This is a genomic window from Streptosporangium sp. NBC_01810 (assembly GCF_035917355.1).
Classification (GTDB): domain Bacteria; phylum Actinomycetota; class Actinomycetes; order Streptosporangiales; family Streptosporangiaceae; genus Streptosporangium.
In genome coordinates this window covers 569,067-594,622 of the sequence record NZ_CP109070.1, presented here as the reverse complement: position 1 = coordinate 594,622, position 25,556 = coordinate 569,067, and the positions used below count along the sequence as shown (strand labels likewise).

The 25,556-nt window shown below is 69.7% G+C and carries 26 protein-coding genes and 1 pseudogene; 14 read left to right on the top strand and 13 right to left on the bottom strand.

Annotated features, from left to right (window positions below; all coding sequences use genetic code 11):
• Window positions 1–12 precede the first annotated feature (12 nt).
• On the top strand, window positions 13–1,365 hold the full coding sequence (locus tag OIE13_RS02700; RefSeq protein WP_326643487.1) for a vWA domain-containing protein: 1,353 nt from the start codon (window positions 13–15) through the stop codon (window positions 1,363–1,365).
• 135 nt (window positions 1,366–1,500) lie between these two features.
• Here OIE13_RS02700 and OIE13_RS02695 read toward each other — a convergent pair whose 3' ends face one another.
• Entirely contained in the window at window positions 1,501–2,259 is a 759-nt protein-coding gene (locus OIE13_RS02695) for an NERD domain-containing protein (protein WP_326829481.1), read from the bottom strand.
• A gap of 206 nt (window positions 2,260–2,465) precedes the next feature.
• On the opposite strand from OIE13_RS02695, the gene OIE13_RS02690 reads away from it, so the two are divergent.
• A complete protein-coding gene (locus OIE13_RS02690) occupies window positions 2,466–3,050 on the top strand; it encodes a TetR/AcrR family transcriptional regulator (RefSeq protein ID WP_326643490.1) in 585 nt (194 codons plus the stop codon).
• Between the two features lie 273 nt (window positions 3,051–3,323).
• Complete coding sequence (locus tag OIE13_RS02685) at window positions 3,324–3,911, top strand: GNAT family N-acetyltransferase (protein WP_326643492.1); 588 nt, start codon at window positions 3,324–3,326, stop codon at window positions 3,909–3,911.
• A 118-nt stretch (window positions 3,912–4,029) separates the two neighbouring features.
• Here the strand turns inward: OIE13_RS02685 and OIE13_RS02680 are convergent, their stop codons facing one another.
• Window positions 4,030–4,485 (bottom strand): hypothetical protein, encoded by a 456-nt coding sequence (locus tag OIE13_RS02680; RefSeq protein ID WP_326643494.1) that lies wholly within the window; start codon window positions 4,483–4,485, stop codon window positions 4,030–4,032.
• Here OIE13_RS02680 and OIE13_RS02675 point away from each other — a divergent pair.
• Window positions 4,462–5,184 (top strand): FAD-dependent monooxygenase, encoded by a 723-nt coding sequence (locus OIE13_RS02675; protein WP_326829480.1) that lies wholly within the window; start codon window positions 4,462–4,464, stop codon window positions 5,182–5,184. The two genes, OIE13_RS02680 and OIE13_RS02675, sit on opposite strands and share 24 nt — an antisense overlap.
• Before the next feature lie 60 nt (window positions 5,185–5,244).
• On the opposite strand, the gene OIE13_RS02670 is transcribed toward OIE13_RS02675, so the two are convergent.
• The 3 genes from OIE13_RS02670 to OIE13_RS02660 all read right to left on the bottom strand — a co-directional run bounded on the left by OIE13_RS02670 (window position 5,245) and on the right by OIE13_RS02660 (window position 7,606).
• Window positions 5,245–6,132, bottom strand: coding sequence for a DMT family transporter (locus OIE13_RS02670; RefSeq protein ID WP_326643498.1), 888 nt, complete (start codon window positions 6,130–6,132; stop codon window positions 5,245–5,247).
• A gap of 99 nt (window positions 6,133–6,231) precedes the next feature.
• The gene (locus OIE13_RS02665) at window positions 6,232–6,594 is read right to left on the bottom strand and encodes a VOC family protein (RefSeq protein ID WP_326643500.1); all 363 of its coding nucleotides are present in this window, start codon (window positions 6,592–6,594) and stop codon (window positions 6,232–6,234) included.
• Window positions 6,595–6,619: 25 nt separating this feature from the next.
• On the bottom strand, window positions 6,620–7,606 hold the full coding sequence (locus OIE13_RS02660; protein WP_326830260.1) for a polysaccharide biosynthesis tyrosine autokinase: 987 nt from the start codon (window positions 7,604–7,606) through the stop codon (window positions 6,620–6,622).
• A 557-nt stretch (window positions 7,607–8,163) separates the two neighbouring features.
• On the opposite strand from OIE13_RS02660, the gene secA2 reads away from it, so the two are divergent.
• Window positions 8,164–10,374, top strand: a complete 2,211-nt coding sequence (gene secA2, locus OIE13_RS02655) for an accessory Sec system translocase SecA2 (protein ID WP_442816035.1) — start codon at window positions 8,164–8,166, stop codon at window positions 10,372–10,374.
• An 80-nt stretch (window positions 10,375–10,454) separates the two neighbouring features.
• Here secA2 and OIE13_RS02650 read toward each other — a convergent pair whose 3' ends face one another.
• A complete protein-coding gene (locus OIE13_RS02650) occupies window positions 10,455–10,730 on the bottom strand; it encodes a type II toxin-antitoxin system RelE family toxin (RefSeq protein ID WP_326643502.1) in 276 nt (91 codons plus the stop codon).
• On the bottom strand, window positions 10,727–11,005 hold the full coding sequence (locus tag OIE13_RS02645; protein WP_326643504.1) for a type II toxin-antitoxin system Phd/YefM family antitoxin: 279 nt from the start codon (window positions 11,003–11,005) through the stop codon (window positions 10,727–10,729). Before OIE13_RS02645 ends, OIE13_RS02650 begins: the two co-directional genes overlap by 4 nt.
• Window positions 11,006–11,144: 139 nt before the next feature.
• On the opposite strand from OIE13_RS02645, the gene OIE13_RS02640 reads away from it, so the two are divergent.
• Entirely contained in the window at window positions 11,145–11,948 is an 804-nt protein-coding gene (locus tag OIE13_RS02640) for a helix-turn-helix domain-containing protein (protein WP_326643506.1), read from the top strand.
• A gap of 61 nt (window positions 11,949–12,009) precedes the next feature.
• On the opposite strand, the gene OIE13_RS02635 is transcribed toward OIE13_RS02640, so the two are convergent.
• From OIE13_RS02635 to OIE13_RS02620, 4 genes are all read right to left on the bottom strand, one after another.
• Window positions 12,010–13,521, bottom strand: coding sequence for a PepSY-associated TM helix domain-containing protein (locus OIE13_RS02635; RefSeq protein ID WP_326829479.1), 1,512 nt, complete (start codon window positions 13,519–13,521; stop codon window positions 12,010–12,012).
• Between the two features lie 392 nt (window positions 13,522–13,913).
• Entirely contained in the window at window positions 13,914–14,456 is a 543-nt protein-coding gene (locus OIE13_RS02630; protein WP_326643509.1) for a hypothetical protein, read from the bottom strand.
• Window positions 14,457–14,698: 242 nt separating this feature from the next.
• Window positions 14,699–15,730 carry a CU044_5270 family protein gene (locus OIE13_RS02625; protein ID WP_326643511.1) on the bottom strand — a complete coding sequence of 344 codons (1,032 nt, stop codon included), beginning with the start codon at window positions 15,728–15,730 and terminating at the stop codon, window positions 14,699–14,701.
• Window positions 15,731–15,878: 148 nt separating this feature from the next.
• Window positions 15,879–16,571, bottom strand: coding sequence for an RNA polymerase sigma factor (locus OIE13_RS02620; protein ID WP_326643513.1), 693 nt, complete (start codon window positions 16,569–16,571; stop codon window positions 15,879–15,881).
• A gap of 87 nt (window positions 16,572–16,658) precedes the next feature.
• Here OIE13_RS02620 and OIE13_RS02615 point away from each other — a divergent pair, with 87 nt between their 5' ends.
• Entirely contained in the window at window positions 16,659–16,946 is a 288-nt protein-coding gene (locus tag OIE13_RS02615; protein ID WP_326829478.1) for a hypothetical protein, read from the top strand.
• A 5-nt stretch (window positions 16,947–16,951) separates the two neighbouring features.
• On the top strand, window positions 16,952–18,133 hold the full coding sequence (locus tag OIE13_RS02610) for an ADP-ribosylglycohydrolase family protein (protein ID WP_326643517.1): 1,182 nt from the start codon (window positions 16,952–16,954) through the stop codon (window positions 18,131–18,133).
• Window positions 18,134–18,379: 246 nt separating this feature from the next.
• Here the strand turns inward: OIE13_RS02610 and fabG are convergent, their stop codons facing one another.
• A complete protein-coding gene (gene fabG, locus OIE13_RS02605) occupies window positions 18,380–19,120 on the bottom strand; it encodes a 3-oxoacyl-ACP reductase FabG (RefSeq protein WP_326830258.1) in 741 nt (246 codons plus the stop codon).
• Between the two features lie 312 nt (window positions 19,121–19,432).
• Between fabG and OIE13_RS02600 the strand changes: the two genes are divergently transcribed.
• The 5 genes from OIE13_RS02600 to OIE13_RS02580 all read left to right on the top strand — a co-directional run bounded on the left by OIE13_RS02600 (window position 19,433) and on the right by OIE13_RS02580 (window position 22,490).
• Window positions 19,433–20,068 carry a TetR/AcrR family transcriptional regulator gene (locus OIE13_RS02600; protein WP_326829477.1) on the top strand — a complete coding sequence of 212 codons (636 nt, stop codon included), beginning with the start codon at window positions 19,433–19,435 and terminating at the stop codon, window positions 20,066–20,068.
• Between the two features lie 196 nt (window positions 20,069–20,264).
• Window positions 20,265–20,552, top strand: coding sequence for a type II toxin-antitoxin system Phd/YefM family antitoxin (locus tag OIE13_RS02595; protein ID WP_326643521.1), 288 nt, complete (start codon window positions 20,265–20,267; stop codon window positions 20,550–20,552).
• Complete coding sequence (locus OIE13_RS02590) at window positions 20,549–20,821, top strand: type II toxin-antitoxin system RelE family toxin (RefSeq protein WP_326829476.1); 273 nt, start codon at window positions 20,549–20,551, stop codon at window positions 20,819–20,821. Before OIE13_RS02595 ends, OIE13_RS02590 begins: the two co-directional genes overlap by 4 nt.
• Window positions 20,822–21,187: 366 nt before the next feature.
• Window positions 21,188–21,745 carry a DJ-1/PfpI family protein gene (locus OIE13_RS02585; RefSeq protein WP_326643523.1) on the top strand — a complete coding sequence of 186 codons (558 nt, stop codon included), beginning with the start codon at window positions 21,188–21,190 and terminating at the stop codon, window positions 21,743–21,745.
• Complete coding sequence (locus OIE13_RS02580; RefSeq protein WP_326643525.1) at window positions 21,729–22,490, top strand: IclR family transcriptional regulator; 762 nt, start codon at window positions 21,729–21,731, stop codon at window positions 22,488–22,490. Before OIE13_RS02585 ends, OIE13_RS02580 begins: the two co-directional genes overlap by 17 nt.
• Window positions 22,491–22,680: 190 nt before the next feature.
• On the opposite strand, the pseudogene OIE13_RS02575 reads toward OIE13_RS02580, so the two are convergent.
• Window positions 22,681–23,079: pseudogene (locus OIE13_RS02575) on the bottom strand (CHAT domain-containing protein); the annotation flags it as partial.
• Window positions 23,080–23,465: 386 nt separating this feature from the next.
• On the opposite strand from OIE13_RS02575, the gene OIE13_RS02570 reads away from it, so the two are divergent.
• A complete protein-coding gene (locus tag OIE13_RS02570) occupies window positions 23,466–25,556 on the top strand; it encodes a hypothetical protein (RefSeq protein ID WP_326829475.1) in 2,091 nt (696 codons plus the stop codon).

Sequence of the window (25,556 nt, the reverse complement as noted above, 5' to 3'; positions counted from 1 at the left end):
GGGAGGCCGAGGGTGAGCCTGCTCGACCGGCACGTGGGGTTCGTGCACGCGCTACGCGAGGCCGGGCTGCCGGTGTCGCCGGCCGAAGGGCTGGACGCGGCCAGGGCACTGGAGGTGATCGACCTGACCGAGCGGGAGTCGCTGCGGGCCGCGTACGCCGCGACGCTGGTCAAGCGGCCCTCGCACCGGCCGGGCTTCGACACGCTCTTCGACCTGTGGTTCCCCGCCTCCACCACCGGCCTGCAGGCCTCGCACGCGGCCGGGCTCGACCTGCGGACCGCCGAGGTTCCCGAGCTGCGCGACCGGCTGGCCGAGCTGCTGCTGGGCGCCGAGGGGATGAACGAGTTCGCACGGGCGATGGTGGAGCGCTTCGGCCGCCAGGTGGCGAGTCCCGGCAGGCAGAACTGGTTCTCCTACTCGGTGATGCGGGCACTCTCCCCCCAGACGCTCATGGCACGGCTGCTCGCCGAGGTCCTTCTCGGCCAGGAGCGCGGCGGACTGGCCGAGAAGGTCGCCCGGCAGCGGATCGGCGAGCACACCAGGCGCTTCGAGGACGCCGTCTCACGCGACGTGCGCCGCCGGATCGCCGAGGACTCCGGCATCGAGCGGATCGCCCGCTCCTCCGTGCGCCCGCCGCTGGAGCAGCTCGACTTCCTGCGGATCACCAAGGCCGACCTGGCCAGGCTCCGCAGGGAGGTCCATCCGCTCGCCCGGCGTCTCGCCGCCAGGCTGACCGTCAAGCACCGGCTCGGCCACCGCGGCCGCCTCGACTTCCGCAGGACCGTACGGGCCTCGCTGTCCAGCGGCGGGGTGCCGCTGACCACCTTCAACAGGCCGCGCCGCCCGCACAAGCCCGAGCTGGTCGTGCTCTGCGACACCAGCGACTCGGTCGCCTCCTTCGCCCACTTCACCCTGCTGCTGACCTACGCGCTGCGCGAGCAGTTCACCAAGGTCCGCGCGTTCGGGTTCGTGGACACCGTGGACGAGATCACCCGGTTCTTCATGCCGGGCGCCGACGTGGCCGAGGCGATGACCCGGCTGGTGCAGGAGGCCGACATGGTGCGGTTCGGCCGGACCGACTACGGCCACGCGCTGGAGACGTTCGCCGAGCGGTACGGCGACGCCATCGGGCCGAAGACGTCACTGCTGATCCTGGGCGACGCCCGGTCCAACTACCAGCCGGCCGCACTGGAGACGCTGAGACGGCTGGCCAGGGACGCTCGGCACGCCTACTGGCTCAACCCGGAGCCGACCGCCCAGTGGGACACCGGCGACTCGGTGGCGACGGCATACGGGGGGATCGTGCCCATGTACGAGTGCCGCAACGTCACGCAGCTGGCGGCCTTCATCGAGGAACTCTCCTGAGCGGATTCCGGTTCTCCCGGCGCGACACCCGGGCACGGCCGACGTACGGTCAGCTCATCCGGCGCAGCACCCGGGCGGCGGTCGGCATACGGTCAGCTCATCCGGCGCAGCACCCGGGCGGCGGTCGGCATACGGTCAGCTCATCCGGCGCAGCACCCGGGCGGCGGTCCTGGCGAGCACCTCCACCTGGGCGTCGTCGAAGTCCGCCCGCGGACCGTCCTTGATCCAGCGCACGACCAGGCGGGGCTTGAGGAGGGTGACCCCCTCCGCGGTGACCGACCGCCTGAGCTGCCCGCCGTGCACGGCGAGCAACGGCTCGATGGTGACGGGAATGCCCGACTCGCGGGAGAGCACCTCGGCCAGTGACTCGGAGACCTCGACGAGTGCCTTCGCCGTTTTCGTGCCGTACTTCTCGCCGAGGAACAGCCGGTCGCCGTACCGGGCGATCTCGGTCTCCGGGTGCCACGCCTCGTTGTCGACCACCCAGATGCCACCGAGGCCGATGACGAGGTGGTCGATCGAGGCCTTGCCCGGGATGGCCCGGCCGTCGAGGATATGGTAGCCGGACCTGCGCAGCCTGCGGCGGAGCCGCTTACCGGTGATGGTCTCGCCCCTGCGCTTGCCGCGCCAGACGGCGGTGGCGTCGTACTCGCGCCAGGTCCAGAACGCGTCCGCGGCACCGACGAGCACGCCGCACAGCAGCCCGAGGACAATCGGGGACAGGTTGAACCGGTAGGCCAGCGCGACGCCCACCGCCAGGCCGGCCGCCGCCTTGACCCCGCGCATCTTCCTGCGGTGGTCGGCCTCCTTGAGCCAGAACTGCTCGTACATGACCTGGGGTGACAGGCCGTGGACCTGGTCGACTGGCGTCACGTAGATAGATCCGCCGGGCATGACGAACCCCCCATGGCTCGATGCGGTCGTGAAGGAAAGTGGGGGGACCTGCCACACTGAAGATCCTTGGACTATGAAATACCCAATTGGGGGCTCCAGCTATCGTTGAATCGCGAAGGTGACGCAAGTAACACGTCTATGGCAATCACCCCCCGCTTGACCAACCAGTCGGTACGCTTTCCCACACCACACCATGGGGGACACGTATGACTCAGGACCAGGAGCCGGTACGGCAGCGCCTGCTCAGTGAGGCCACCCGCCTCTTCGCCGAGCAGGGCTTCGAGGGCACATCGGTGCAGGGGATCGTCTCGGCGGCCGGTGTCACCAAGGGCGCCATGTACCACTACTTCGACTCCAAGGACGACCTGCTCCACGAGATCTACGGACGTGTGCTGCGCATGCAGATGGAGCGGCTGACCCACTTCGCCGACGGCTCGGGGCCGGTGTCCGAGCGCCTGCACACCGCTGCCGCGGACGTCGTGACGACCACCGTGGAGAACCTGGACGACTCCAAGGTCTTCTTCCGTTCGATGCACCTGCTCGCGCCCGACACCCGCAAGGTCGTCCGCGCCGAGCGGCGCCGCTACCACGAGCGCTTCCGCGACCTGGTCATCGAGGGACAGCGCGAGGGCACCTTCAGGAAAGACGTCCCCGCCGACATCGTCGTCGACTTCTTCTTCGGCTCCATCCACCACCTGGGCACCTGGTACAGCGTGGAGGGCGCACTCTCAGGCGCGGAGCTGGGGGCGCACTTCGCCGACCTGCTGCTGACCTCACTCCGCCCGGAGTAGACGCTCTCCTTTACCAAGTAATCCCCCCACTCCGCCCCGGGCAGGCGCCCACCCCCCTTCCCCTGAGCGACAGGCAGCACCCGGAGCAAGCCCTTCTCCCTCGCTCGCGGGCCGGGTGGCACCGGCCCGCGAGCGGGGGAGGTCAGCGGAAATTCACGGACCCCTGTCCCGCGGCGGGACCAGGGGCGCGTACCTCGACCGCCGAGTGGTCTCTGGGAAGGCCTCACGAGTGGACCTTCGAGCAGGTCCACTCGGAGTCCTAAAGTCCTTTCCATGACCGCGCAGATGCCCGCTCCCATCACCCTCGAAGGCGACACCGTACGGCTGGAGCCGTTGACCGACGGCCACATCCCCGACCTGTTCGCCGCCGGCGGCCACGACGACGAGGTGTGGCGCTGGGTGACCGACCCCACCCCGCGTACCGAGGCCGAACTGGCCCGGATCGCGGCGCGACTGGTCGAGGCGGCAGACCACGTGCCGTTCACGGTGATCCTGAAGGAGAGCGGCCGCGCGGTCGGCTGGACCACCTATATCGACACGCCCGGGTACGCCGACAGCATCGAGATCGGCTGGACCTGGTACGGCAGGGCCCTGTGGCGCTCCGGGGTGAACACCGCGTGCAAGATCCTGCTGATCGACCACGCCTTCGACAAGCTGGGCGTGAACCGGGTGCAACTCAAGACCGACAACCTGAACATCCGCTCGCAGAACGCGATCAGGCGCATCGGCGGCGTTCACGAGGGCACCCTGCGCCGCCATCGCCGCCGCGCCGACGGCACATGGCGCGACACCGTCTACTTCGGCATCCTGGACGACGAGTGGCCCGCCCACCGTGCCCGCCTCACCGGCCCGGCCCGCTGAACGCCTCCCGAACCGGCCATCCGGCCATCCGGGCCTCTCCGGTTTCCCGGATCGCCCCTGGCCCCCGAATCTTTCGAGCTCCGGACCTCTCCGGTTTCCGCGACGCTTCGGCCGAGCCCTATGCGCCTTCCCGGCCGAGCATGCCACGCAGCAGTTCCCCGATCCCCCGGCGGAGGTCGTCCAGGGTCGGTTCGGCTCCGGCGCCGACGATGGCGTCGAACATGACGCCCTCGCCGAAGGCGACGAGCCGGCGCCCGTGCCGTACCGGGTCGGGCGACCCCGCGGCGGCGAGGATCGCGGCCGCGGGGTCACGGAAGCGCTCGCCGGCCCTGTCATAGATCGTGCGCAGCTCGGGACGGCGGGTGGCCTCCAGGGCCAGTTCGTAGCGGGCGATCGTCCGCCTGCGGGTTTGGGGCGCCGCGCGGACCTGGTCGCCGCGCTCTCCGCACGCCTCACGACCGGTACGGTCCGGCTGAACACCGAGGTCACACGGGTCGACCCGGACAGCGGTCTGGTGACCTTCGCCGGCGGGCGGACAGAGGCGGACCTGGTGATCGGGGCCGACGGCATCCACTCCCCCGTCAGGTCCACGCTGTTCCCCGGCCACCCCGCCCCAAGCTACTCGGGCATCACCGCCTGGCGGCTGCTCGTGCCCGCCCCGGGCGTACGCGGCCGGGCATACGAGAGCTGGGGGCGCGGAAAGGTCTTCGGAGTCATGCCGCTGGCCGGGGACACGGCCTATTGCTACGCCACCGACACCGTCCCGGCGGGCGGCGGTGGCGGAGACCAGCCGGCCGAGCTGCGCCGGTTGTTCGGAGACTGGCACTCCCCGATCCCGGAGTTGCTCGCCGCCGCCACGCCGGAACGGGTGCTGCGGAACGACGTCCACCACCTCGCCCCTCCGCTGCCCGCCATGCACCGGGGCAGGGTCGCGCTGCTGGGCGACGCCGCGCACGCCATGACCCCCAACCTTGGCCAGGGCGCCTGCCAGGCGATCGAGGACGCGGTGGTGCTGGCCCACGTGGTCGGCGACGGCACGGGCGCCGTGTTCTTTGGCGGGGACGACGTGCTGGCCGGTTACACCGCCGCCCGGCTGGAGCGCACCTCCAGGATCGTGGCCCGGTCCGCCGCGATCTGCCGCGTCACCCGGCTGCGCAACCCGCTGGCCGTGCGGCTGCGCGACACGATGACGGCGCTCAGCTGGCGGCTCGCCCCCTCGCGCGTGAACGGCGCGATGGACGAGGTGCTCGGCTGGCCGCCGCCCTCAACCTGACCCACCACAAGAGGTGCTCGGCTGGCCGCCGCCCTCAACCTGACCCACCACGAAGGGCGCCTACGGCGAGACCGTCGCCTTCTCGCGTACCGAGGCCGGAACCCCGTGGTCCGGGGAGAGTTTCCCCAGGGTGACCGTCCCCCAGACGAGCAGCGCGACCGCGAAGAGCGCGGGAACCACGTTCAGCCAGCCGGTGGGCACCGCCTCGTCGAGCAGGAGCACACCGGCGAGGATCGAGGTGATCGGGTCGACCACCTGCACCGCCGCGTAGGAGATGCCGAAGTAACCCACCTCGTAGGTCTTCTGCAGCAACACGATCGCGCAGACGAGCAGCACCGGGATGGCGACCGTGAACCAGTTGAGCAGCGTGCCGAAGTCACCGCCGAAGTTGCCGCCCACCACCCGGACGAAGGTGGAGACGCTGGCGGTCATCGCTCCCGCGGCGACCGACAGCGTGAGTGCCTTGGCCGAGCCGGTCATCTTCCGTCCCAGCAGGTGGCTCACCACGATGACCAGCCCGACGCAGCCGAGGAAGCCCAGCGCCTCCTGGTTCGTCATGTGCGGCTTCACCGGGTGCACCGGAACCAGCAGCAGCAGGCCGAGCAGCCCGACGGCCACCGCGATTGAGCCACTGATCTCCGCCCGGTGCGGGCGCCTGCCGTGCAGCATCGCCGCCAGCGGCACCGCGAACACCAGCGTCGCCACGCTGATCGGCTGCACCGCGATCAGCGGCGCGAAGCTGAGGGCGACGGCGTGCAGGGATGCCCCGGTGAACCCGATGACACCGCCGAACCACCAGCGGGGCCGCCTCATCAGCTTCAGCGAGGCGCCTTCGGAGACCGCCTCGAACTGCTGGAGCGCGGCCCCCAGGGCGTAGCCCAGCGCGCCGACCAACGCGATCGATATCCCGACCCAGGTCATCGCCACCCCGCAGAGCGAACAGGACATCTGGGAAGAAGCGCTTCTTGGGTCACCCCGCAAGCTTAGAGCGCGAGACGAACGGGTAGGGACCTATGCCGTCTCTTGTTTCCCCCGGCGGCAGGTCGCCTAGTCGCCTGTCGGGCAGACGCAGAACAGGTGGCCCTCGGGGTCGGCGAGCACCACCCACTTTCCCTCACCGGGCTGGAAGGCGGGCCTGGTGGCCCCGATCTCCAGGTAGTCCCGGACCGCCGCCTCGACGTCTGCGACACGGACGTCCAGGTGGAACTGCTTGTTGGGGCCAGGCCACGCGGCGGGCTTGCGGTCGAGGTTCTGCTGGAAGTAGACGGTCATCGTGCCGTCGCCGATACCGGCGTAGGTGTCCTCCGCGTACTGGAGCTCATAGCCGAAGACGGCCGCGTAGAACTCGGCCAGTCGCCTGGGCTCGGCGCAATCGATGTTCACGGCCAGGAATTTCGCTGTCATGGTCATGGAACGATCGTCCCGCCCGTACCTGTCAGCTGTCGTCAGGTACGGGCGGGATACGCGGTTCTCTGGTCAGGTTTCCCGGGGCGTAGGACGGATACTCACGAGCGTCGCCGCGGCGGGTGGGGGCGAAGTTCAGCACCGCCCCCACCAAGCGGGCGCCGACGGAGGAGAGCAGGCCCAGTGCGTGTGCCACGTCCTGCTCGCGGGGCCTGCCGCACCTGGCCACCAGGAGTACCCCGTCGCAGTTCGCCGCGAGCGTCGCCGCGTCGGTGACCGGCAGTAGCGGCGGCGTGTCGATGATCACGATGTCGCAGGCGTCGACGAGCTCGTCGATCAGCAGGCGCATCCGCTGGGAGCCGAGCAGCACGCTCGGGCCGTCCGGCAACGGTCCACTGGGGATCACGGACAGCCGGCCGTCCGACACGTCCCGCTGCCGCATCACCGCGGACGTCTCGGCTCGGCCGGCCAGTACGTCGGTAAGGCCGGGCCGGTCACCTGTCTTCAGGTATTCGCCGATGCTCGGCCGCCTCAGGTCGCCGTCGACGAGGGCTACCCGCAAGCCCGCCTCGGCCAGGACGACGGCGAGGTTGCCGCAGATCCAGGACACGCCCTCGCCGGGGAGACAACTGGTGACCACCAGCGATCTGGGTCGGTGCTCGGCGTTCATGAACTGCAGGTTCGTGCGCAGCGTGTTGAAGGCCTCGATCTGGGCGGAGGAGCCGTCCCGCTCGGTGATCAGCGGGTGCCGCCGGGCGTCGCGCTCGTAGCCGATCTCGCTCAGCACCGGCACCGCGGTGGCCTTCCGCAGCGTTTGCGGGGTGCGGATCGTCGTGTCCAGCCGATCCCTCAAGATGATCACTCCCCCGATGACCGTCAGGCCGATCAGCGCGCCCAGCGCCACGTTGATCGGCAGTCGCGGCTCGATCGGCGCGGACGGCACCTGCGCCTGGTCGACTATCGAGACGCTCACCTTCGCCCCCTCCGGGGACTGAGCGGGGTGTTCGAGGTCGTCGATCAGTTGCGCGAAGGCCCGGCTCAGGGAGTTGGCCAGCCGCGCCGCGCGGACGGATCACCGTCGGTGACGGTGGCGCGCAGCAGCACAACGCGACGGAGTCCACCGGATGCCGTTTTCGCAGATGAGATCGCCTCGCGACTACTCTTCACTTTCGTAATCTTACTTTGAGTAATCGATGTCGATGTGGGAGAGACCCCCATGACCGGCGAACGTGTCGCGAAACAGGGAATCAGGATCCGGCAAACCGGGTCGAAGATTCCGTGGTCCTCACCTTGCTCCACCGGCCGGGCCGGTGACCAGGGGCACCTCGGCGTCCCAGCGGCCCGGTGACCAGGGGCACCTCGGCGTCCCAGCGGCCCGGTGACCAGGAGCACCTCGGCATCGCAACGGCCCGGTGACCAGGAGCACCTCGGCATCGCAGCGGCCCGATATCCCCGGCGAGCAGCCTGCCGCTCCGGAGACCTCGCGAACCCGCTCCGATCCATGAACAATCGATCTTTGCATCACAATGTGCGAAGAGACGGAACGCGAGCCCGCGAACGGGCGTTGGAGGGAACGTGGCCTCGATAACTCAGCTCTTCAGGCGCTTCCTCGAACGCCCCGGCACCATCGACCTGTCGAAGTTCGAGCGGGTCGTGGCGGACGCCGGGACCCGCGAGGAGCGGATCCGCGCGCTCGACGAACTGCCGACGCCCTCCGTCGACGACATGGCGGAGTTCTGCGCGATCGTAAGGGAGGCCTCGCGCCGCACGCTCGACCTGCGTCCTTACGACGTGCAGTTGGTCGGCATGCTGGCGATGCTGTCGGGAAACGTCGCGGAGATGGCGACCGGCGAGGGCAAGACCCTGTCCGGCGCGATGGCCGCCGCCGGATACGCCCTGCAGGGCAAGCGCGTCCACGTCATCTCGGTCAACGACTACCTGGCCCGGCGTGACGCCGAATGGATGGGTCCGCTGTACGAGGCGCTCGGCGTCTCCTGCGGCTGGATCGGACAGAACTCCACGCCCGGGGAACGTAGGGCGGCGTACGCGGCGGACGTGACGTACGGCTCGGTCAGCGAGATCGGCTTCGACGTGCTGCGCGACCGGCTGAGCACCCGCGTGGAGGACCTGATCGTGCCCGCGCCGGCCGTGGCGGTGGTCGACGAGGCCGACTCCGTGCTGGTCGACGAGGCCAGGGTGCCGCTGGTGCTGGCCGGGGCCGCCGACCCAGGCGACGCGGTGCCGGAGATGGCGGCGCTGGTCAGGCAGCTGGTCAAGGGCTACCACTACGAGCTCGACGATCAGGCGCGCAACGTCCACCTGACGACCAAGGGCATCGACACCGTCGAGCAGGCGCTCGGCCTCGACCTCTACGACACCCCCGCCACGCTGACGGAGGTCAACCTCGCCCTGCACGCGCACGCTCTGCTGACCAAGGACGTCGACTACATCGTCCGGGACGGCAAGGTGCACCTGATCAACCCGTCGCGGGGCCGGGTGGCGCTGCTGCAGCGCTGGCCGGACGGCCTGCAGGCGGCGGTGGAGGCCAAGGAGGCGCTGTCACCCTCGGAGACCGGCGAGATCCTCGACTCGATCACCGTCCAGGCGCTGATCACCCGCTACCCGGAGAAGTGCGGCATGACCGGCACCGCGGTCGCGGTCGGCGACCAGCTGCGGGAGTTCTACGACCTCAAGGTGGCCGTGGTCTCCTCCAACCGGCCGTGCGTGCGGACCGACGAGCCCGACCGGCTCTTCGAGTACCGGATGGAGAAGGACCTCGCGCTGGTCGAGGAGATCACCGAGGTGCACGCCACCGGCCGGCCGATCCTGATCGGCACCATGGACGTGGCCGAGTCCGAACGCCTGGCGCTGACCCTGAGCGGCCGAGGACTGGAGTGCGTGGTCCTCAACGCCAAGAACGACGCCGAGGAGGCGGCCATCATCTCCCTGGCCGGTGAGCGCGGCGCGCTCACCGTCTCCACCCAGATGGCCGGGCGCGGCACCGACATCCGCCTCGGCGAGGGCGTCGACGAGCTCGGTGGCCTGTACGTCATCGGCTCGGGACGGCACACCAGCAGCCGGCTGGACGACCAGCTCCGCGGGCGCGCGGGCCGTCAGGGCGACCCCGGCGGCTCGGTCTTCTACGTCAGCGGCGAGGACGAGCTGATCACCCACTACGTCGCCGACGAGTACGCCAAGGGCGTGCCGGAGCACTCCCTCGTGGGCCACGCCCAGCGGGTCGCCGAGGGCGTCAACATGGAGATCCACCGCAACACCTGGCGCTACACCCGCCTGCTCGAACGCCAGCGCGGCCAGTTGCTGGAGCGCCGCGACCGGGTCCTGCGCGAGCGGGTGGCCGGCGATGCCCTGGCCTCGGCCGCCCCCGAGCGATGGTCGGAGCTACAGGAGAGCGTCGGCGAGGAGGTGCTCCACGAGGCCGCCCGCCAGATCGTGCTGTTCCACCTCGACCGCGGCTGGGCCGACCACCTGGCCTACCTGGGGGAACTGCGCGAGGGCATCCACCTGCGGGTTCTCGGGCGGCTCAACCCGATCGACGAGTTCCACAAGGACGCGGTCCCGGCCTACCAGCGCCTGCTGGCCGAGATCGAGTCGCGCTCGGTCGAGACCTTCGAGACCGCCACGGTGACCGAGGACGGCCTCGACCTCGACGGCGCGGGCCTCAAGCGCCCCACCGCCACCTGGACCTACCTCGTCCAGGACAACCCCTTCGGCACCGAGTGGGACCGCATCCTCAACCGCCTCACCACCAAGGTCCGCCACCGCTGACCGTTCATCGGACGGCCGTCACGCCAGAGATGGCCGTCCTTCAGGCTCGGCGTCATGCCGACCAAAGCACGGCTCACCACTCATGGCGACCGGTAGGCGTCCGCCCGATGCTGGATGGTAATCACCTGCACCACGATCCGGCCGTCGTCGATCAGATAGAGCACCCGGTAGTCGCCTCGCCGCGCTGACCACTGCGGGGCGAGGGGCTCATCGAGAGGCTTGCCCACCCGGCGAGGATTGTCCAGAAGCGGGCCGGTGATGAACTCCCAGACCGCGGGCACGACCTTCGCCGGCAGCCGCTCGGCGAGATCCTGCCTGGCACGACGGGTGAGGCTGAGTTCGTACCGCCCGCTCACAGACGGCCGGTCCGGCGAAGCTCGGCCTCCACCTCCTCCTGCGAGAAGGTGCGTCCCGAATCCAGGTCGGCGAGCCCCTCTCGGATGGCCGCCACGGTTTCAGCCGAGGCGAGAATTTCGATCATCTCACGCATCGTGTCGTAGTCATCGGCGGCCAGCAGCACGGCGGCGGGCACGCCGTTACGGGTGATCTCGAACCGCTCGTGGGTGCTGACAGCGGACTCGACGATTCCGGAGAGTCGGTTTCGCGCGTCTGCCAGAGAAAGAACCGTCATGTACATAATTCTAGCCAATGAGGGTTTCAGGGGCCAGCCTTCCGACGAACACGAACTCCTGGCCGTCTCCTCCACATCATGGCAGGCATTATGTCTTCAGTAATGGTTTTGCTGATCATCACCAGTTATCGTGTGCTGCATGACCACCACCAGCGCGTCCCGGCCGGTAGGTGAGCTTCTGCGCCAGTGGCGGGAGCGCCGGCGAATGAGCCAGATGGACCTGGCGATCCAGGCGGACATCTCCACCCGGCATCTGAGCTTCGTGGAGACCGGAAGGTCCAAACCGAGCAGGCAGATGATCCTGCACCTCGCCGAGGAGCTGGAACTCCCCCTCCGCGAGCGCAACCACCTGCTGCTCTCCGGCGGTTTCGCACCGCTCTACTCGGAGACACCGCTCAACTCCCCGCACATGGCGTCCGTACGCGAGGCGCTGGGACAGGTGCTCAGCGGGCACGAGCCGTACCCGGCGGTGGTCGTCGACCAGCGCTGGAACCTCATCGACCGCAACTCCGCCACCGGGCTGCTGCTGCGCGGGGTCGCACCCGAACTGCTGGTCCCCCCGGTCAACGTGCTCCGGCTGAGCCTGCACCCCAAGGGCATGGCGCAGCAGATCATCAACCTGGGCGAGTGGCGGGCCCACCTCCTGCACCGGCTCCGCCGCCAGATGAGCCTCACCGCCGACCCCGAGCTGGCCGAGCTCTGGCAGGAACTCGACGACTACCCCTGCGACCAGCCCGAGCCGGAGATAGACCGGCCAGGACCCGGTCACATCGTGATCCCGCTCAGGCTCCGTCGCGGCTACCGGGAGCTGGCCTTCTTCAGCACCATGGCCACCTTCGGCACCCCACTGGACATCACCGTCGCCGAGCTGGCCATCGAGGCGTACTTCCCCGCCAACCCCGAGACCGCCGCCTACCTGCAGCACCAGCACCACCCGGACTGACCAGGGTGGTGGAAGGCGTACGCGGGGGTGCGGCACGCGCCCGCACCGCACCCCTGCGACCTCAGCCGGAGACCCCGGCGCCGGACCTGTCCGCGTCGGACTCGTCAGCGCCGGACCTGTCCGCGCCGGACTCGTCAGTGCCGGACTCGTCAGTACCGAGCTTGTCGGCGCCGACTCTCCCCGCGCGCGACGCCGCGATCCTGGCCAGGACGACGTCGATGACGAGGAAGGCCGACAGCGAGATGCCCAGCAGCGGGAGGAACACGCCCACGGCGATCACCACGACCGCCAGGGGAAGGAGCACGACCGGGGGAAGCCTCCGCAGACCGCCGCGCCTGTAGGGGGCGCCGAAACCCCGGGTCGGGCGGCGCAGCCACCACATGCGGTAGCCCCACACGATGACCGAGATCAGCGCCAGTGCCAGTACGGCCAGCAGGATCTGGTTGGCCAGGCCGAACAGCAAGCCCATGTGCCCGTCGATGCCCCACCGGATCAGCTTGGCCACGACGGGGAAGTCGTCGAAGCGCAGCTCGGCGCTCACCTGGCCGGTGGTGGGATCGACCGCCACCTGGTCGTTGCGCTGCGGCCAGAGCCGGTCCATCTCCTTGACGACGTACGAGCTCCCCGGCTCGGACGGCCAGACGACCTCAAGTGGTCCGGACAGGCCCCTGCCCGCCGCCGCCTGGACCACCTGGTCGGCGTCGACGGTCTGGGTGCCACCTCCTCCGTGCCCCCCGGCGGCGTGGTCACCGTGGCCGCCGGAGGAGGGCATCGACGGGGTGGACCAGCCGAACGAGGTCTGCAGCACGTCGACATTGGCTCCGGCGTACTTCGACCAGGTCAGACCGGTGGCCGACAGGGCGAGCAGGCCGAGAAGCGCCCACAGGCCGACCGAGCCGTGCCAGGAGAGGGTCCCGCGCAGACCGCGGGCGCCGCGCTCGGGCGCGACGACGCGGCGCAGCCGCCGGCCTGCCCGGCGGCGACGGGTCAGCCAGAGCACCAGCCCGCCGAGTCCGACCAGCCAGAGCCAGCTGGCGGCCATCTCGCTGTAGACGCGTCCCGGCTCGCCCAGGTGCAGGTGACGGTGGAGCTGGGAGATCCAGGTTCGCACGGGCAGGGCGCCCGAGCTGCCGTAGCTCTCCAGCGCGCCCCGGACCTGGCCGGTGTACGGGTCGACGAAGACCGCCAGGCGGGTGCTCTCCGCGAGGCCGGGCACGTCGAGCAGCACCCGGGTCGTCTGGCCCGGCTCGTCGAAGGTCCGCACGGCTCCGAGGGTTCCCTCGGGGTGCGCGGCGGTGGCGGCGGCGACCTGCCGTGCCAGCGGCACCTTCTGCTGCCCCTGGGGGACCGGGACGGTCAGCTCGTGGGAGTGGACCACCTGCTCCAGCTGGAAGGAGGCCGCGTACAGCAGGCCGGTCACCGCCGCCACCAGCAGGAAGGGCGCGACGAGGATGCCGGCGTAGAAGTGCAGGCGGAGCAGGAGCGAGCGCAGCGTCGCCCAGGTGGAGGGGGTGCGGGGGGTGGCGGGTGTGGACGGTCCAGCCTCGGGCTGGAGGTCGACGTTCGACGTCATGGGAGTTCTCCGTTCGCAGGGAACGCACGCACCGGCAGGTACGCGTCACCGCGGTGTGGGGTTCGGTTCGAGGGTGCCGATCCGGTTCGCCGGGACGGTCGTCGCGAGAGCGTGACGGCATCGGGGCAGGAGACCGGGAGAGCACTGCGAGAGCCGGCTCGCCACCCCGGGCGGGGTGGCAGGACGCCGGCTCACCGTCCGGGAAGGGCGCGACGGTTCACGGTCCGGAAACGCGCGGCGCTCGGAGCCCCGGGCCTCGGGAGGGTACCCGAGCCCCCGGAAGGAGCCGCAGGCCCCGAGAGGGTACGCAAGCCCCGGAAGGAGCCGCAGGCCCCGAGAGGGTACGCAAGCCCCGGAAGGGCACGACGGCGTCCGGGCGCGCGGGCCCGATGTCAGATGCCGAGCGGGAGCGCGGGCGGCCCGCGACGTGACACCGCGGCGGCGAGCAGCCGGGTGCGGAGTGGGACCCGGTCGTCGGGCGCGACGGGCGGGGCGACGCGGCAGGCGACGGGCGCGCGCCACAACAGCAGGGTGAGTACCGAGGCGAAGAGCAGGTACAGGAGCATGGCCAGGCCGCACTCCCCCCGCTCCAGCCAGTGGGCGGACAGCAGCGCCATCACGGCGTGCACCAGCAGCATGAACACACCTGTGGACAGGCCACCGGCACCGTGCCCGTGCCCCGTCGCCGGTGTGACCGCGCCGGAGGTGAACCACAGGTGCATGCCGTACTGCGCGGCGAAGCTCGCCCCGAGCAGCATGCCGAAGCCACGCTGCCGCCGGGCGAGGAGGAACGCGCCCGCCGCGGTCGGCGGCACCGCCCAGACCAGCACGCCCGGCCCGACCGGAGTGCCTCCGGCCAGCACGTGCATGGCCAGCGACGCCGTCACGCACACGACCGCGAACACCGCGGCGCGAACAAGACGGAAGGCGTGCATGGGGTAATGGTGACAGAAAACAACGGCCCCGCCATACCCCTGATTCGGAGTAAAAAGTGTGGATTTGTACCACTCGACGGGTACATCACGATCGTGTGGCCCGGTGCCGCTCACCCTCGGGAGCCCCCGACCCGGCGATGCCCTCGGTGCTCGCATCCGGGACCCCCGCGCCGGTGGCGCCGGAGCTCCGCACCCCGGCTACCGGGGGTGCGGGGCCGCTGGAGAGGGCGGCACGGCCCCGGCTATCGGGCGACCTTGGGCGCGTGGTCGGCCACCTCGACCTTCAGCAGCGCCGTCGAGGTCAGCACGCTGCCCACCGGGGCCCCGGCCCTGGCCGCGTCCACCACGACGACGCGCTCGCCCAGGTACAGGTAGGTGGCGGGGTCGAAGATGTACTCGTGCCGTACCCCACCCTCCCGGTTGGCCATGGCCGCCGCGACCCCTGCGCGTCCCGCGGCGTCCTCGACCCCGTCGACGGTCTCGACACCGGGGATCGTGCCGGTCGCCTTGAAGAGCGCGGCCCGCTGGGCGGCCGGCAGGTACGCCTGCGTGATCATCGAACCGACCCGCCCCCAGGCCTCGTAGTGATCGAGGGGTCCCCCTGACAGACCGGTGTAGAGATGCTCACGCATCCCGGCGGGGTCGGTGGGCAACCGGCTCAGGTGGGCGTAGTCGGTGCGCAGGTGGTCGGGACGGATGTCGATGCCCTCAAGTCTCGACGGCTCGCCCCCGCCCCCCGCCCGCCGCCTGGCCTCGGCGGGCAGCGGCTCTCCCGGATACGGCTCCGGTTCCAGGTGCTTAACCGATATGACCCCCTTATCCAGGGGAGAACCCTCGGCCGGTAGCCAGAGCTTGATCATGCTGCGGTCGAGGTAGCGGCCCTCCTCCAGCTTGACCGGAAACATGGCCTGCGACTCGTAGGCGAGGAACTGGCCGGGCCTCGGGTGCAGCTCGTCCTGCCTGCTCGCGGTGTCGGCGGCCCGCTGGAGGACCTCCGACATCGCCATCGGCGCCACCCTGACGGGTTCCTTCGGACGCGCGGCGAGGTTGGCATACACCACTCCCGTGATCACGGCGGCCGTGGCCCCGACGGCGAGGCTCGTCCGTAGGCTCCTCCGGACGAGCCCGCGCGGGTTCATCGGGCGACCATCCGGGCGCGCGGCCCGCGCGTTGCCGTGGGCGGCGATCTCCGACAGCAGCCGCCGCTCCTCGGCGCGCAGTTCCCGCAGGTCAGGATGGGGCACCTCGGCGCGCAGCCGGTTCAACCGGGTCATCTCATCCGTGACTTCTCCGTTCCCCGGGGGGAGCGGCTTCTCGACTCCCCCGGCCGAGGCAGGCGACGGCCGGACCTTGACCGTTCCGAACACAGGAACCGTGACGGGGAAGCGCTTCACCTGCCGGATAAACCTGGCAGTCCCCTTGCTAAACATGATGGAAGGGCTCCTCGCTGACAGACGTGGGATCGACTCCGCCGAGTTGCCTGCGTACCTTGCTCCGGGCGCGGTTGACGCGCGAGCGGACCGTGCCCACCGGGATGCCCAGCGACTGGGCGGCCTCCGAGTAGGTCAGACCGCCCCACGTCACCAGCAGCAACACGTCCCGGTGGCCCGTGGGCAACCCCGCCAGGGCGGCCGCCAGGCTCCGCCGTACCGCACCGGCGCTCAACCGCTCGTCGCTGCGCTCGGTGAACGGGACGGTCACCGGATCGACGCCGGTCCGTTCGAGAACGCGCAGCTGCCGCACCTCGACGCGCCGGTGCCGCCTGATCAGGTTGGTCGCGATGCCGTACAACCACGGGCGCGCGCTGAGCTGGGACGGGTCGTAGCCCTCCCGCCCGCGGAACGCCACCAGAAAGGTGTCCGCCACCACGTCCTCCGCCGCGTCGACCCCCAGCCGCCGGGTGACGTAGCGCTTGATCTCCGGCGCGTGCCGGTGGAAGACCTCGGCGAACGCCTCGGGCTCCCGCCGGGACCGCTCGATGAGTGAGGCGTCGTCGATCCCCGCCCCCGTGGAGGGGATCTCCGACCCGTCAGCGGAGAAGGGGCCGTCATCCCCCACCTCGTCGTGGGAGAAGACCGCGCCGACCTCCGTCCCGGTCCGGCTCGTCTCGCTCATATCCGGCCTCTCGGCTCTCGGTCAGGACACCCGTTGTTGCCTTCCCGAGCACCCGCGGTTCCCGAAGGCGACGAGGACATTCCCCGGATGTCGCACCGCGCCATGTTTCAGAGGCTTCTCACACGGCCGCGTGACAGCCGTTCTCCACGTTTCGGAGACTCCTCGAAATCGAGGCCCAGCCCACTCCATATTGGTCATTTTCCGTTATGTCTCCGCGTAGAGTCTCAAACTCCGAGTCCTGCCGATCCCGATCCCGATCCCGATCCCGATCCCGATCCCGATCCCGATCCCGATCCCGATCCCGATCCCGATCCCGATCCCGATCCCGATCCCGATCCCGATCCCGATCCCGATCCCGATCCCGTCGAGGAGTGAATCACGTGCGCCCTCCCGCCCATGACCTGCCGGACTATCGCAGTCGCGTGAGAGGTTGCCTGCTGGGCGGCGCGCTCGGCGACGCACTGGGGGCTCCCATCGAGTTCGAGTCGATCGGGAGAATCCGCAGGCAGCACGGGCCTGCGGGAGTGACCGGGCTGGTTCCCGACTGGCGTGGCACGGTGGGCCTGATCACCGATGACACGCAGATGACGCTGTTCACCGTGGAGGGGTTGATCCGCGGGGGCGACCTCGGCGCGGTCCACCGCGCCTACCTGCGCTGGCTGGACACCCAGCGGCATCCTTCCCCACCCCCCACCGCGAACGACCGCTCCCCCGGCTCCTCGGCGTACGATCCAAACGCCTCGGGGAATGACCCGATCCGCACCGGCCTGCTCCGCGAGCAGAGGTGGCTCTACTCCCGGCGAGCCCCGGGGAACGCCTGCCTGTCGGGCCTGCGGCACCGGCACGCAGGCGTCCCCGCGCCGTTCGGTAGGCCGGGTCCGGTCAACCCCGATTCCAAGGGCTGCGGAACGGTGATGCGCTCGGCCCCGTTCGGCCTGCGCGCGCGAAGTCCACGGCACGCCTTCGACCTGGCCGCCGAGTGCGCCCAGCTCACCCACGGCCACCCCACCGGCTACCTCGCCGCCGGCGCCTTCGCGGCCACCATGCACTTCCTGGTGACTCCCGCCGAGCAGAGCGGCTTCCCGACTCCGCCGCCGAACGTGGCGGAGGACGAGCCGCTCGCGCGGGCCGTACGGAAGGCGGCGGACCTGCTGGAGACGTACCCCTCGCACGAGGAGACCAGCCAGGCGCTGCGCACCGCCGTGTCCCTGGCGGCGGAGGGTGATCCGAGCCCGGAGCGGGTCGAGTCACTCGGCGGGGCGTGGGTCGCCGAGGAGGCGCTCGCCATCGCGGTCTACTGCGCCCTGGCGTACCCCGCGCCCGGCGACGTCGGGCGGGCGCTGCTGCTCGCGGTCAACCACTCCGGCGACAGCGACTCCACCGGGGCCGTCTGCGGCAACCTGCTGGGAGCCCTGCACGGCGAGGCCGCGCTCCCCTCCGGCTGGCTCACCCACCTGGAGGGCCGCGACGCCATCACCGAACTGGCGGACGACTTCGCGGCCTGGTCCGCTGGAGATCATGAGATCACCGACGCCTGGCTCAGGAAGTATCCCGGCGCCTGAGGTCGATGTCGGCCGGGACTCCGGTTGCTCACCCAACTCCCGGCGACCTGTCGGAGCGACCATCACATCTAAAACATGCCGCCGTCCGCCCACGAACCCGCCCGGCTGGACTGAACGCCGACCCGGGCGGCTCGTCACGCGATTCCTGTCTGCCGCCTGAGTTCGTTGCGGGCCAGGGAGTTCTTGTGCACCTCGTCCGGGGCACCGGCGAACGTCGTCATTCGCGCCTTATCGTCGTCCCAGCCGTCAGGCGCGGGGCCCGCCGGCGACGTAGATCACCTGACCGGACACGAACGAGGCCTCCTCGCGTACGAAGAACGACACCGTCGCGGCGATGTCCTCGGGCCGGCCGACCCGCCCGACCGGGATCTCCTTGGCCGCCGCCGCCTTGAAGTGCTCGAACGGCACCCCGACCCGCTCGGCGGTGGCGGCGGTCATATCGGTCTCGATGAACCCCGGCGCGATCGCGTTCACGGTGACCCCGAACCTGCCCAGCTCGATCGCCAGCGTCTTGGTGAAGCCCTGCAGGCCGGCCTTGGCCGCGGCATAGTTGGCCTGCCCCCGGTTGCCGAGCGCGGAGGTGCTGGACAGGTTCACGATGCGCCCCCACCTGGCATCGGTCATGTGCTTCTGCGCGGCCCTGCTCATCAGGAACGCCCCGCGCAGGTGCACGCCCATCACCGCGTCCCAGTCGGTCGCGGTCATCTTGAACAGCAGGTTGTCGCGGGTGATGCCGGCGTTGTTCACCAGTACCGTCGGAGCGCCGAGCTCACCGGCGACCCTGGCCACCGCGGCCTCCACCGCCTGCTCGTCGGCCACGTCCACGCCGACCGCCAGTGCCCTGCCACCGGCGGCCTCGATCTCGTCCACCACCGGCTTGCACGCCTCCTCGTCCAGGTCCAGGACCGCCACGGCGAATCCGTCCTCGCCGAGACGCTTCGCGACCGCGGCGCCGATGCCGCGGGCGGCCCCGGTGACCATCGCGATGCGACCCGGCTGCCGGTTCTGCTGCTCGTTCACTTGGTCTTCTCCTCTGCTTTCCACGTTCTGTCGCCGGTCAGAGACCGAGGTCCCGGCCGATGAGCTCCTCCATGATCTCGTTGGAGCCGGCCCAGATCCTGGTCACGCAGGAACGCCCGGACCGAGCCGCGGAACGCCTCGTGGTCGGAGCTGTAGATACTGCGCCTCAAGAGAACCTCGCACGAGCAGGCTGACTAAGCGCTTGCTTATCACTAAGCGCTTGCTTAGCCTTCCTCAATTGCGACATCCTTGTCAACGCCCCAACCGCAAGGGGAGCTTGTGCGCCAGATCGCAGAAAGTGGTGACGTGCCGGACGACCACCCCCCGACAGGGGAAACCCGCCCGGAGAACGCCCGCGACCGGCTGATCGCCGCCGCTGTGGAGTCCTTCGCCGCCAAGGGATTCCACGGCACGACCACCCGCGACATCGCATCGGCGGCCGGGATGAGCCCCGCGGCCCTCTACGTGCACTACAAGTCCAAGGAGGAGCTGCTCTACCTGATCTCACGGTCGGGACACGACCTCACGCTGCGGCTCGTGCGAGCGGGCGCGGCGAGCTCGGACGACCCGGTGGAGCAACTCCTGGCGGTCGTCCGCGAGTTCACCATGCACCACGCCCGCAGCCACACCAGCGCACGCGTCGTCAACTACGAGCTCGCCGCGCTCAGCCCGGAGCACCACAGGGAGATCAGCGCCGTACGGCGCGCCATCGGGCAGGAGATGCGTCAGATCGTGGAGGCCGGCGTCGCCGGCGGCGTGTTCCACACCGCCAACCCGCGGATGAGCGCGCTCGCGCTGCTGTCGCTCGGCGTCGACGTCGCCCGGTGGTATCGCGAGGAGGGCGAGTGGAGTGCCAAGGACATCGCCGACCACTACTGCGAGCTCGCCCTGCGCATCGTCGGGGCACACGGGTAGTGCGGTGACCGGAAACCCTTGCCGGGGCCGGTGGCCACCGGTCGTCCAGGCTCCGCAGTCCTACCTGCGCCGGCGCAACGCAGGCGCCCGTCGCCCCGGACGCGCTGGGCGCCCAACGCCCAACCCGGTGAACGTTCCCAGTCACAGCACTAGCCGAAACTTTGGCCGATATTCAGGCCAGAGATATCATCGTTGCATGGAAATCATTCCGATCAGCGAAGCGAAGGACCGGCTGACCGAGCTGGCGGATCGGGCCGCCCGCGAGCACGATCACTTCACGCTCACCCGGAACGGGCGTCCGCATGCCGTCATCGTGTCCGTGGCCGAGTGGGAGTCTCTGCAGGAGACACTGGAGATCCTCGCTGATCCGGAGATGCGCGCAGACCTGGTCGAGGCCGCGGCTGCCGAGGCTCGCGGCGACGTGACCACCGAGGAGGAGATGGCCGCCATCATGGCCGCTCGCCTCGGCAAGGCGAGCGCGTGAGCGACCGATACACGGTTCTCCTCGACCCGCCCGCCTGCCGCGCACTCGCCTCGGGCCTCCCCGAGACCGTGGCGGCCGCGGCCTGGGAGCTGATTACCGGTGCCATCGCACGCGAGCCCTGGCGCGTAGGCAAACCTCTTCAAGAGCCATACGAAGGGCTACATGTCGCCCGACGCGGAACTTATCGTGCTGTCTATCGCATTGACGAAGACAAGCACACCGTGACGATCCAAACCATCAAACACCGTCGAGATGCCTATCGCCCGTAGCGGCCGACGGAGCGCATGTGCAGAGCGAGCTCCGGCGTGTCACTCGCCGCACCGCCCGCGTTCCACTGCTCGTCCACGCCCGGCAACCGCCTCTTGATGACGCGAAGGCCGGGCGCCCGATTTCATCGGTAGTCCCGGCCTCACTTCCAACACCCACCGGGGGTGCGGCAACGCCACAAGAGTGGCACGTTCGCGTGCCATGCTCCCGATGCTGTTGGTGAACGAGAGCAGTGCCCCAGCGCTTACATCTCCGATGTCTCACCACATCGGGAATGTCCGTTTTTCCGACCTGTGGAATCTCCGGCGTTGACCCTGCCCCCGTGCGTGGCAAGGATCGGGGGATACTGATTACGGAGGTGTTACGCGATGGCCAAAGTGCTGATCGTCACAGGTGATGCGGCGGAGGACCTGGAGGTGATGTACCCCTACCAGCGGCTGCTTGAGGAGGGGTACGAGGTGGACATCGCCGCGCCGAGCGTCAAGAAGCTCCAGTTCGTGGTGCACGACTTCGTCGACGGCTTCGACACCTACACCGAGAAGCCGGGGCACACCTGGCCCTCCGACCTCGCGTTCGCGGACGTGGAGCCGGAGCGGTACGCGGCGCTGGTGCTGCCCGGAGGCCGGGCGCCGGAGTACATCCGCAACGACCGCCAGTGCCTGGAGATCGTCAGGCACTTCGCCGAGAGCGGCAAGCCGATCGCGGCGCTCTGCCACGGGCCGATCCTGCTGGCGGCGGCGGGCGTGCTGAAGGGCCGGGAGAGCAGCGCCTACCCGGCCTGCGCCCCGGACGTCGAGGTGGCGGGCGCGACCTGGATCGACAGCGAGGCCCACGTGGACGGAAACCTGGTGACCGGGCGGGCCTGGCCCGACCATCCGGCGTGGATGCGCGAGTTCATGAGGGTCCTCCGTGTCGCAACCGGCTGAGAGCCAGGGACTTCTCTCGTCCGTCCAGCGCGCGCTGCGCGTGCTGGAGGTGGTGGGGTCGGCCGGTGACGGCGTCACCGCCAAGGCCGTGGCGCGGCGCTGCGGTTTCAAACTGTCCACCACGTACCACCTGCTGAACACGCTCATCCACGAGGGCTACCTGGTCCGGCTGCCCAACTCCCGGGGCTACGGCCTGGGCTACAAGCTCACGTCGCTGAACCAGCGTCTCCGCGACCAGCTCGGCAGCACGCCGCTGGTGTCGGAGGCCCTCCAGCACGCCCACCGGATCAGCGGCACCGCCGTCTACTACAGCGTGCTGCGGGACGCCCACCTCGTGGTCGCGGAGGTGGTCGACTCGCCGGAGACGCCGCGCGTGCAGCCGCTGGACGTGGGCTTCCACGAGGCGGCGCACGCGACGGCGTTCGGGAAGGTGCTCCTCGCGCACCTGCCCGCCCGCCGGACCTACCTCGCCGAGTTCGGACTGCGCCGCCTCACCAGCAACACGATCACCCGGCTGGAGGATTTCGAGGAGGAACTGGACCGGGTCAGGGCGACGGGCATGGCCCAGGAGGTCGAGGAGTTCCGTCCCGACCTCGCCTGCGTCGCCGTTCCCGTCCTCGACGCCTCGGCGAGCGTGGTCGGCGCCGTCACCGCCTCGGCCCCGCTCGACTACTTCCGCGCGCACCGCGACCTGATGATCGAGGGTGTACGCGAGAGCGCCCGGCTGCTCGACCCGCGCGGCTGACGGGGCATCGGCCCCCAGGACCGGCCCGCCTTCCCGGCCCATACGGCGGGAGAAGTGGCGGCCCGGCACGAAGCAGGCGATGGGGCGGTAGGGCTCTCGCCTGCGGGCGCGATTGACCGCGTCGTGCAGAGCACGTGCCGTCCGGGACGTGTGGATGCGGCCCTGCCGGTTGCCGAGTTCCTGATAGACCTCATCGATGACGCTTCGGGCGCTGTCCGTCCCCCACGGCCCACAGGGTCGAGGCGACATGCCGGAAGTTGCCGAGGAGCAGTGCCACCGAGAGGTGGATCGCCTCGTTCGGCAGGTCCGTGCCGCCGACGGCCGTCTGGCAGGCGGACAGCACGGCGAGCTCCGCCGTTTCCAGATCGAGGCGGGCGAGGTCGGTGACCTTCAGAGGCCTGTCGTACAGGTAGAGCGCGCCCTGGCTGGAGTCGGCGAGGTCCTGTCCGGCGTGGCAGGCGAAGTGGACGCAGCTGTGCGAGGCCAGCAGGTCAAGTGCCTGCTCGCAGGTGGCGTCGGCGTTGAGCCGTGCGGTGTGCCGGTCGGGGAACCGGCGCCGCAGTGACTCCGCCTCCCCGCTGGGCTCCGGGCAGCGGGTCCAGGGTCGGCGCGTATCGCGGCCGGTCGCTCAGGGCCAGGATCAGCAGCCGCCGCATCTGATCCGACGAGAGGATCAGCGCCGTCGCTCCTCAGACTGATGCGAATCATCGCTTCAAAGGCGGGTTCCGGAAGTCGCGCCGGAGTCCCGCGGCCGGCTCCAGAAGGGTGGAACCGACATATCACCCACTTCTTCCTTATTTACCGCCATCGCGGGGGGGGAAGCCCCCCCTCTACCATCCACCGGACGTGCACGTGGGAACAGTAGAGCAAGGTAGAAATCACCCCATAATGCCTGAAAGGTCCATATTTTCTATTTTTAATATGCTTATTATAGAGTTAGAGTTAAATGGCTGAAAGCGGAGCGGGGAGAATGGCGTGGAGGCGATATCGCCGGGAACGGGATCTTTGCCGCCGGACTTCGCCGGGATCGACCCCGAGCTGATGCAGGGCTTCATCACCGCGCTGGAGCGCGGTCGCGACGTGATCGGCGAGCAGACCGAGCGGATCCGGCAGCTGCTCGCAACGGCCGAGGTGCCGGCGGCGGGACTGCTGCCGCTCAGGGAGATCGACGGCTGGGTCAGCGACGAACTCCTGGGGCTGCGCAACCGCCTGCAGACGATCAACCAGGACCTGCCCATGCTGGGAGTAGGAGTCAGCCTCCCAGGACAGACCTCGGCATGGACCGGCGGCCAAGTTGGGGACTCGTTTCAGTGGGGGCTGCTGCCCTACGACGAGAAGACCGGAAAGTCCCCGGCGGGCAGCGCCAAAGAGGGCACCGAGCTCGCCTTTCAGCTCTCGCGACTTCCCCCGTCCACCCTCGGCCTGCCCGATGCCGCCTACGACCGGATCCTCGGCAAACTCGCCGACGGGCAGCAGGACGCCTATCTGACCGCCGGGTTCTTCCGGGTCCTCGGCCCCGAGGGCATGCTCGGCATGATCCAGCGTCTGGAGAGGTACGACAAGAAGGCGGGCGACCAGCACCGGAAGGTCATCGGCGACGCCCTGGCCACCGCGGTCGGCGCGCAGCCGGGTCTCCTCGGCTCGGCCTGGGAGGCGGGCAACCTCAAGAAGGCGCCGGACGGCGAGCTGGCGTCCCTGCTCCGGTACGGCATGTTCCCCGCCGCGTGGCTCACCGAGATAGCGCGGGGCAGGGTGGGAAAGCCGGTCGGCGACGGCGACGGCACTCGCCCCCGGCGGTGGAAGACCGACCTCGTCCCACTGCTGCCCGCCCTGGCCAACAACCCCGAGGTGGCCAGGGGCCTGTTCAACGCCATGTCGCGCGAGGACCTCAGAGACCTGCTCACCGAGCTCAACCGCCCAGAAACCTCAAAAATCTATAAAACACCCTGGTTTGGGCTGGAAACCCCCAAACATCCCTGGCGGTGGCCGACGAGCGTGGACTTCGACATCGGCGCGGAGTTCGGCCGGATGCTCGCCGCCGGAGGCGGCGCCTACGAGAAGGGCCCGCACAGCCCCGAGGCCGCGAAGTTCGCCTTCAATGTCATGACCATCATGGGCGACCTCAAGGACACCGACGGCACCGAGGACTCCCCGGCCACCCCGATGGAGGTCGCGCCGGCAGCCAGGATCTACATGTCGACACTGGCCGGCGCCTACGCCACCGAGATCACCGAGGGCGCGAACATCGGCGACGCCAACATGACCGAGGCGAGCACGCTCAAGCCCTTCACCTCGGCCTTCGGCACCACGGCGGCGTTCACCCTGAGCCCGAAGGACACCTACAACTTCCTGAAGACCTTCGCCGACTCCGCGAAGAACCTCGCCCCGTTCGACCAGGGCATGGGCCGTTTCTCCCAGCAGCTCATCGCCGACGCCTCGGCGACGGCCCGGCGCACCGGGGACGTCGAACACCTGGACAAGGCGTTCACCGCCCTGGGCAACGTACGCGGCTTCGAACTGGCCGCCGTCGAGAAGGTCCAGGGCAACCTGGACATGATCGACAAGCAGCGCAAGGATACGGTGAACTTCCTCCGCGACGCCGCCATCGGGCTGGCGAGCACGCTCTACGCACCGAACCTGGTGTGGGGGTTCGGCTGGCTGGCGCTAAGCACCTCCCTCTCCGCCGAGGGCGCCTTCGGCGAGGAGGACGAGACCCGGATGGACAAGGCCAACAAGGACGACAGGGCGGCGACCCTCAGCCGCCAGCACACGTACGCGCAACTGCTGATGGCCAACGGCTTCACCCCGAAGGTGACAGCCGCCGAGTTCCAGGCCAGCTGCCCACCCGGCGTGTCCATCATCGACGCCAAGGGCAACCTCAGACCGTTCGCCGAACTGATCAAACAGGGCAACAAGGGGTTGGAGTCCTTCGAGCGGTGGGCAGCGGCCAACGGCATGGGTGGCGACGACGAGCTATCGATGGGCGATCTATCCCAAAAGATGGCGAGTCGGTTCGAAGGTGGCAACAAACTGAGCAGAGAGCGCGGGTTGGCCTACGATAGCTAG

Bases quoted from the DNA above. Each gene is read 5' to 3' on its own strand.
- OIE13_RS02695 (WP_326829481.1), bottom strand. From the start codon at position 2,259: ATGCCCGGCGGATCTATCTACGTGACGCCAGTCGACCAGGTCCACGGC.
- OIE13_RS02690 (WP_326643490.1), top strand. From the start codon at position 2,466: ATGACTCAGGACCAGGAGCCGGTACGGCAGCGCCTGCTCAGTGAGGCC.
- OIE13_RS02685 (WP_326643492.1), top strand. From the start codon at position 3,324: ATGACCGCGCAGATGCCCGCTCCCATCACCCTCGAAGGCGACACCGTA.
- OIE13_RS02670 (WP_326643498.1), bottom strand. From the start codon at position 6,132: ATGTCCTGTTCGCTCTGCGGGGTGGCGATGACCTGGGTCGGGATATCG.
- OIE13_RS02665 (WP_326643500.1), bottom strand. From the start codon at position 6,594: ATGACCATGACAGCGAAATTCCTGGCCGTGAACATCGATTGCGCCGAG.
- OIE13_RS02645 (WP_326643504.1), bottom strand. From the start codon at position 11,005: ATGACGGTTCTTTCTCTGGCAGACGCGCGAAACCGACTCTCCGGAATC.
- OIE13_RS02640 (WP_326643506.1), top strand. From the start codon at position 11,145: ATGACCACCACCAGCGCGTCCCGGCCGGTAGGTGAGCTTCTGCGCCAG.
- OIE13_RS02635 (WP_326829479.1), bottom strand. From the start codon at position 13,521: ATGACGTCGAACGTCGACCTCCAGCCCGAGGCTGGACCGTCCACACCC.
- OIE13_RS02630 (WP_326643509.1), bottom strand. From the start codon at position 14,456: ATGCACGCCTTCCGTCTTGTTCGCGCCGCGGTGTTCGCGGTCGTGTGC.
- OIE13_RS02625 (WP_326643511.1), bottom strand. From the start codon at position 15,730: ATGACCCGGTTGAACCGGCTGCGCGCCGAGGTGCCCCATCCTGACCTG.
- OIE13_RS02620 (WP_326643513.1), bottom strand. From the start codon at position 16,571: ATGAGCGAGACGAGCCGGACCGGGACGGAGGTCGGCGCGGTCTTCTCC.
- OIE13_RS02615 (WP_326829478.1), top strand. From the start codon at position 16,659: ATGTCGCACCGCGCCATGTTTCAGAGGCTTCTCACACGGCCGCGTGAC.
- OIE13_RS02595 (WP_326643521.1), top strand. From the start codon at position 20,265: ATGGAAATCATTCCGATCAGCGAAGCGAAGGACCGGCTGACCGAGCTG.
- OIE13_RS02585 (WP_326643523.1), top strand. From the start codon at position 21,188: ATGGCCAAAGTGCTGATCGTCACAGGTGATGCGGCGGAGGACCTGGAG.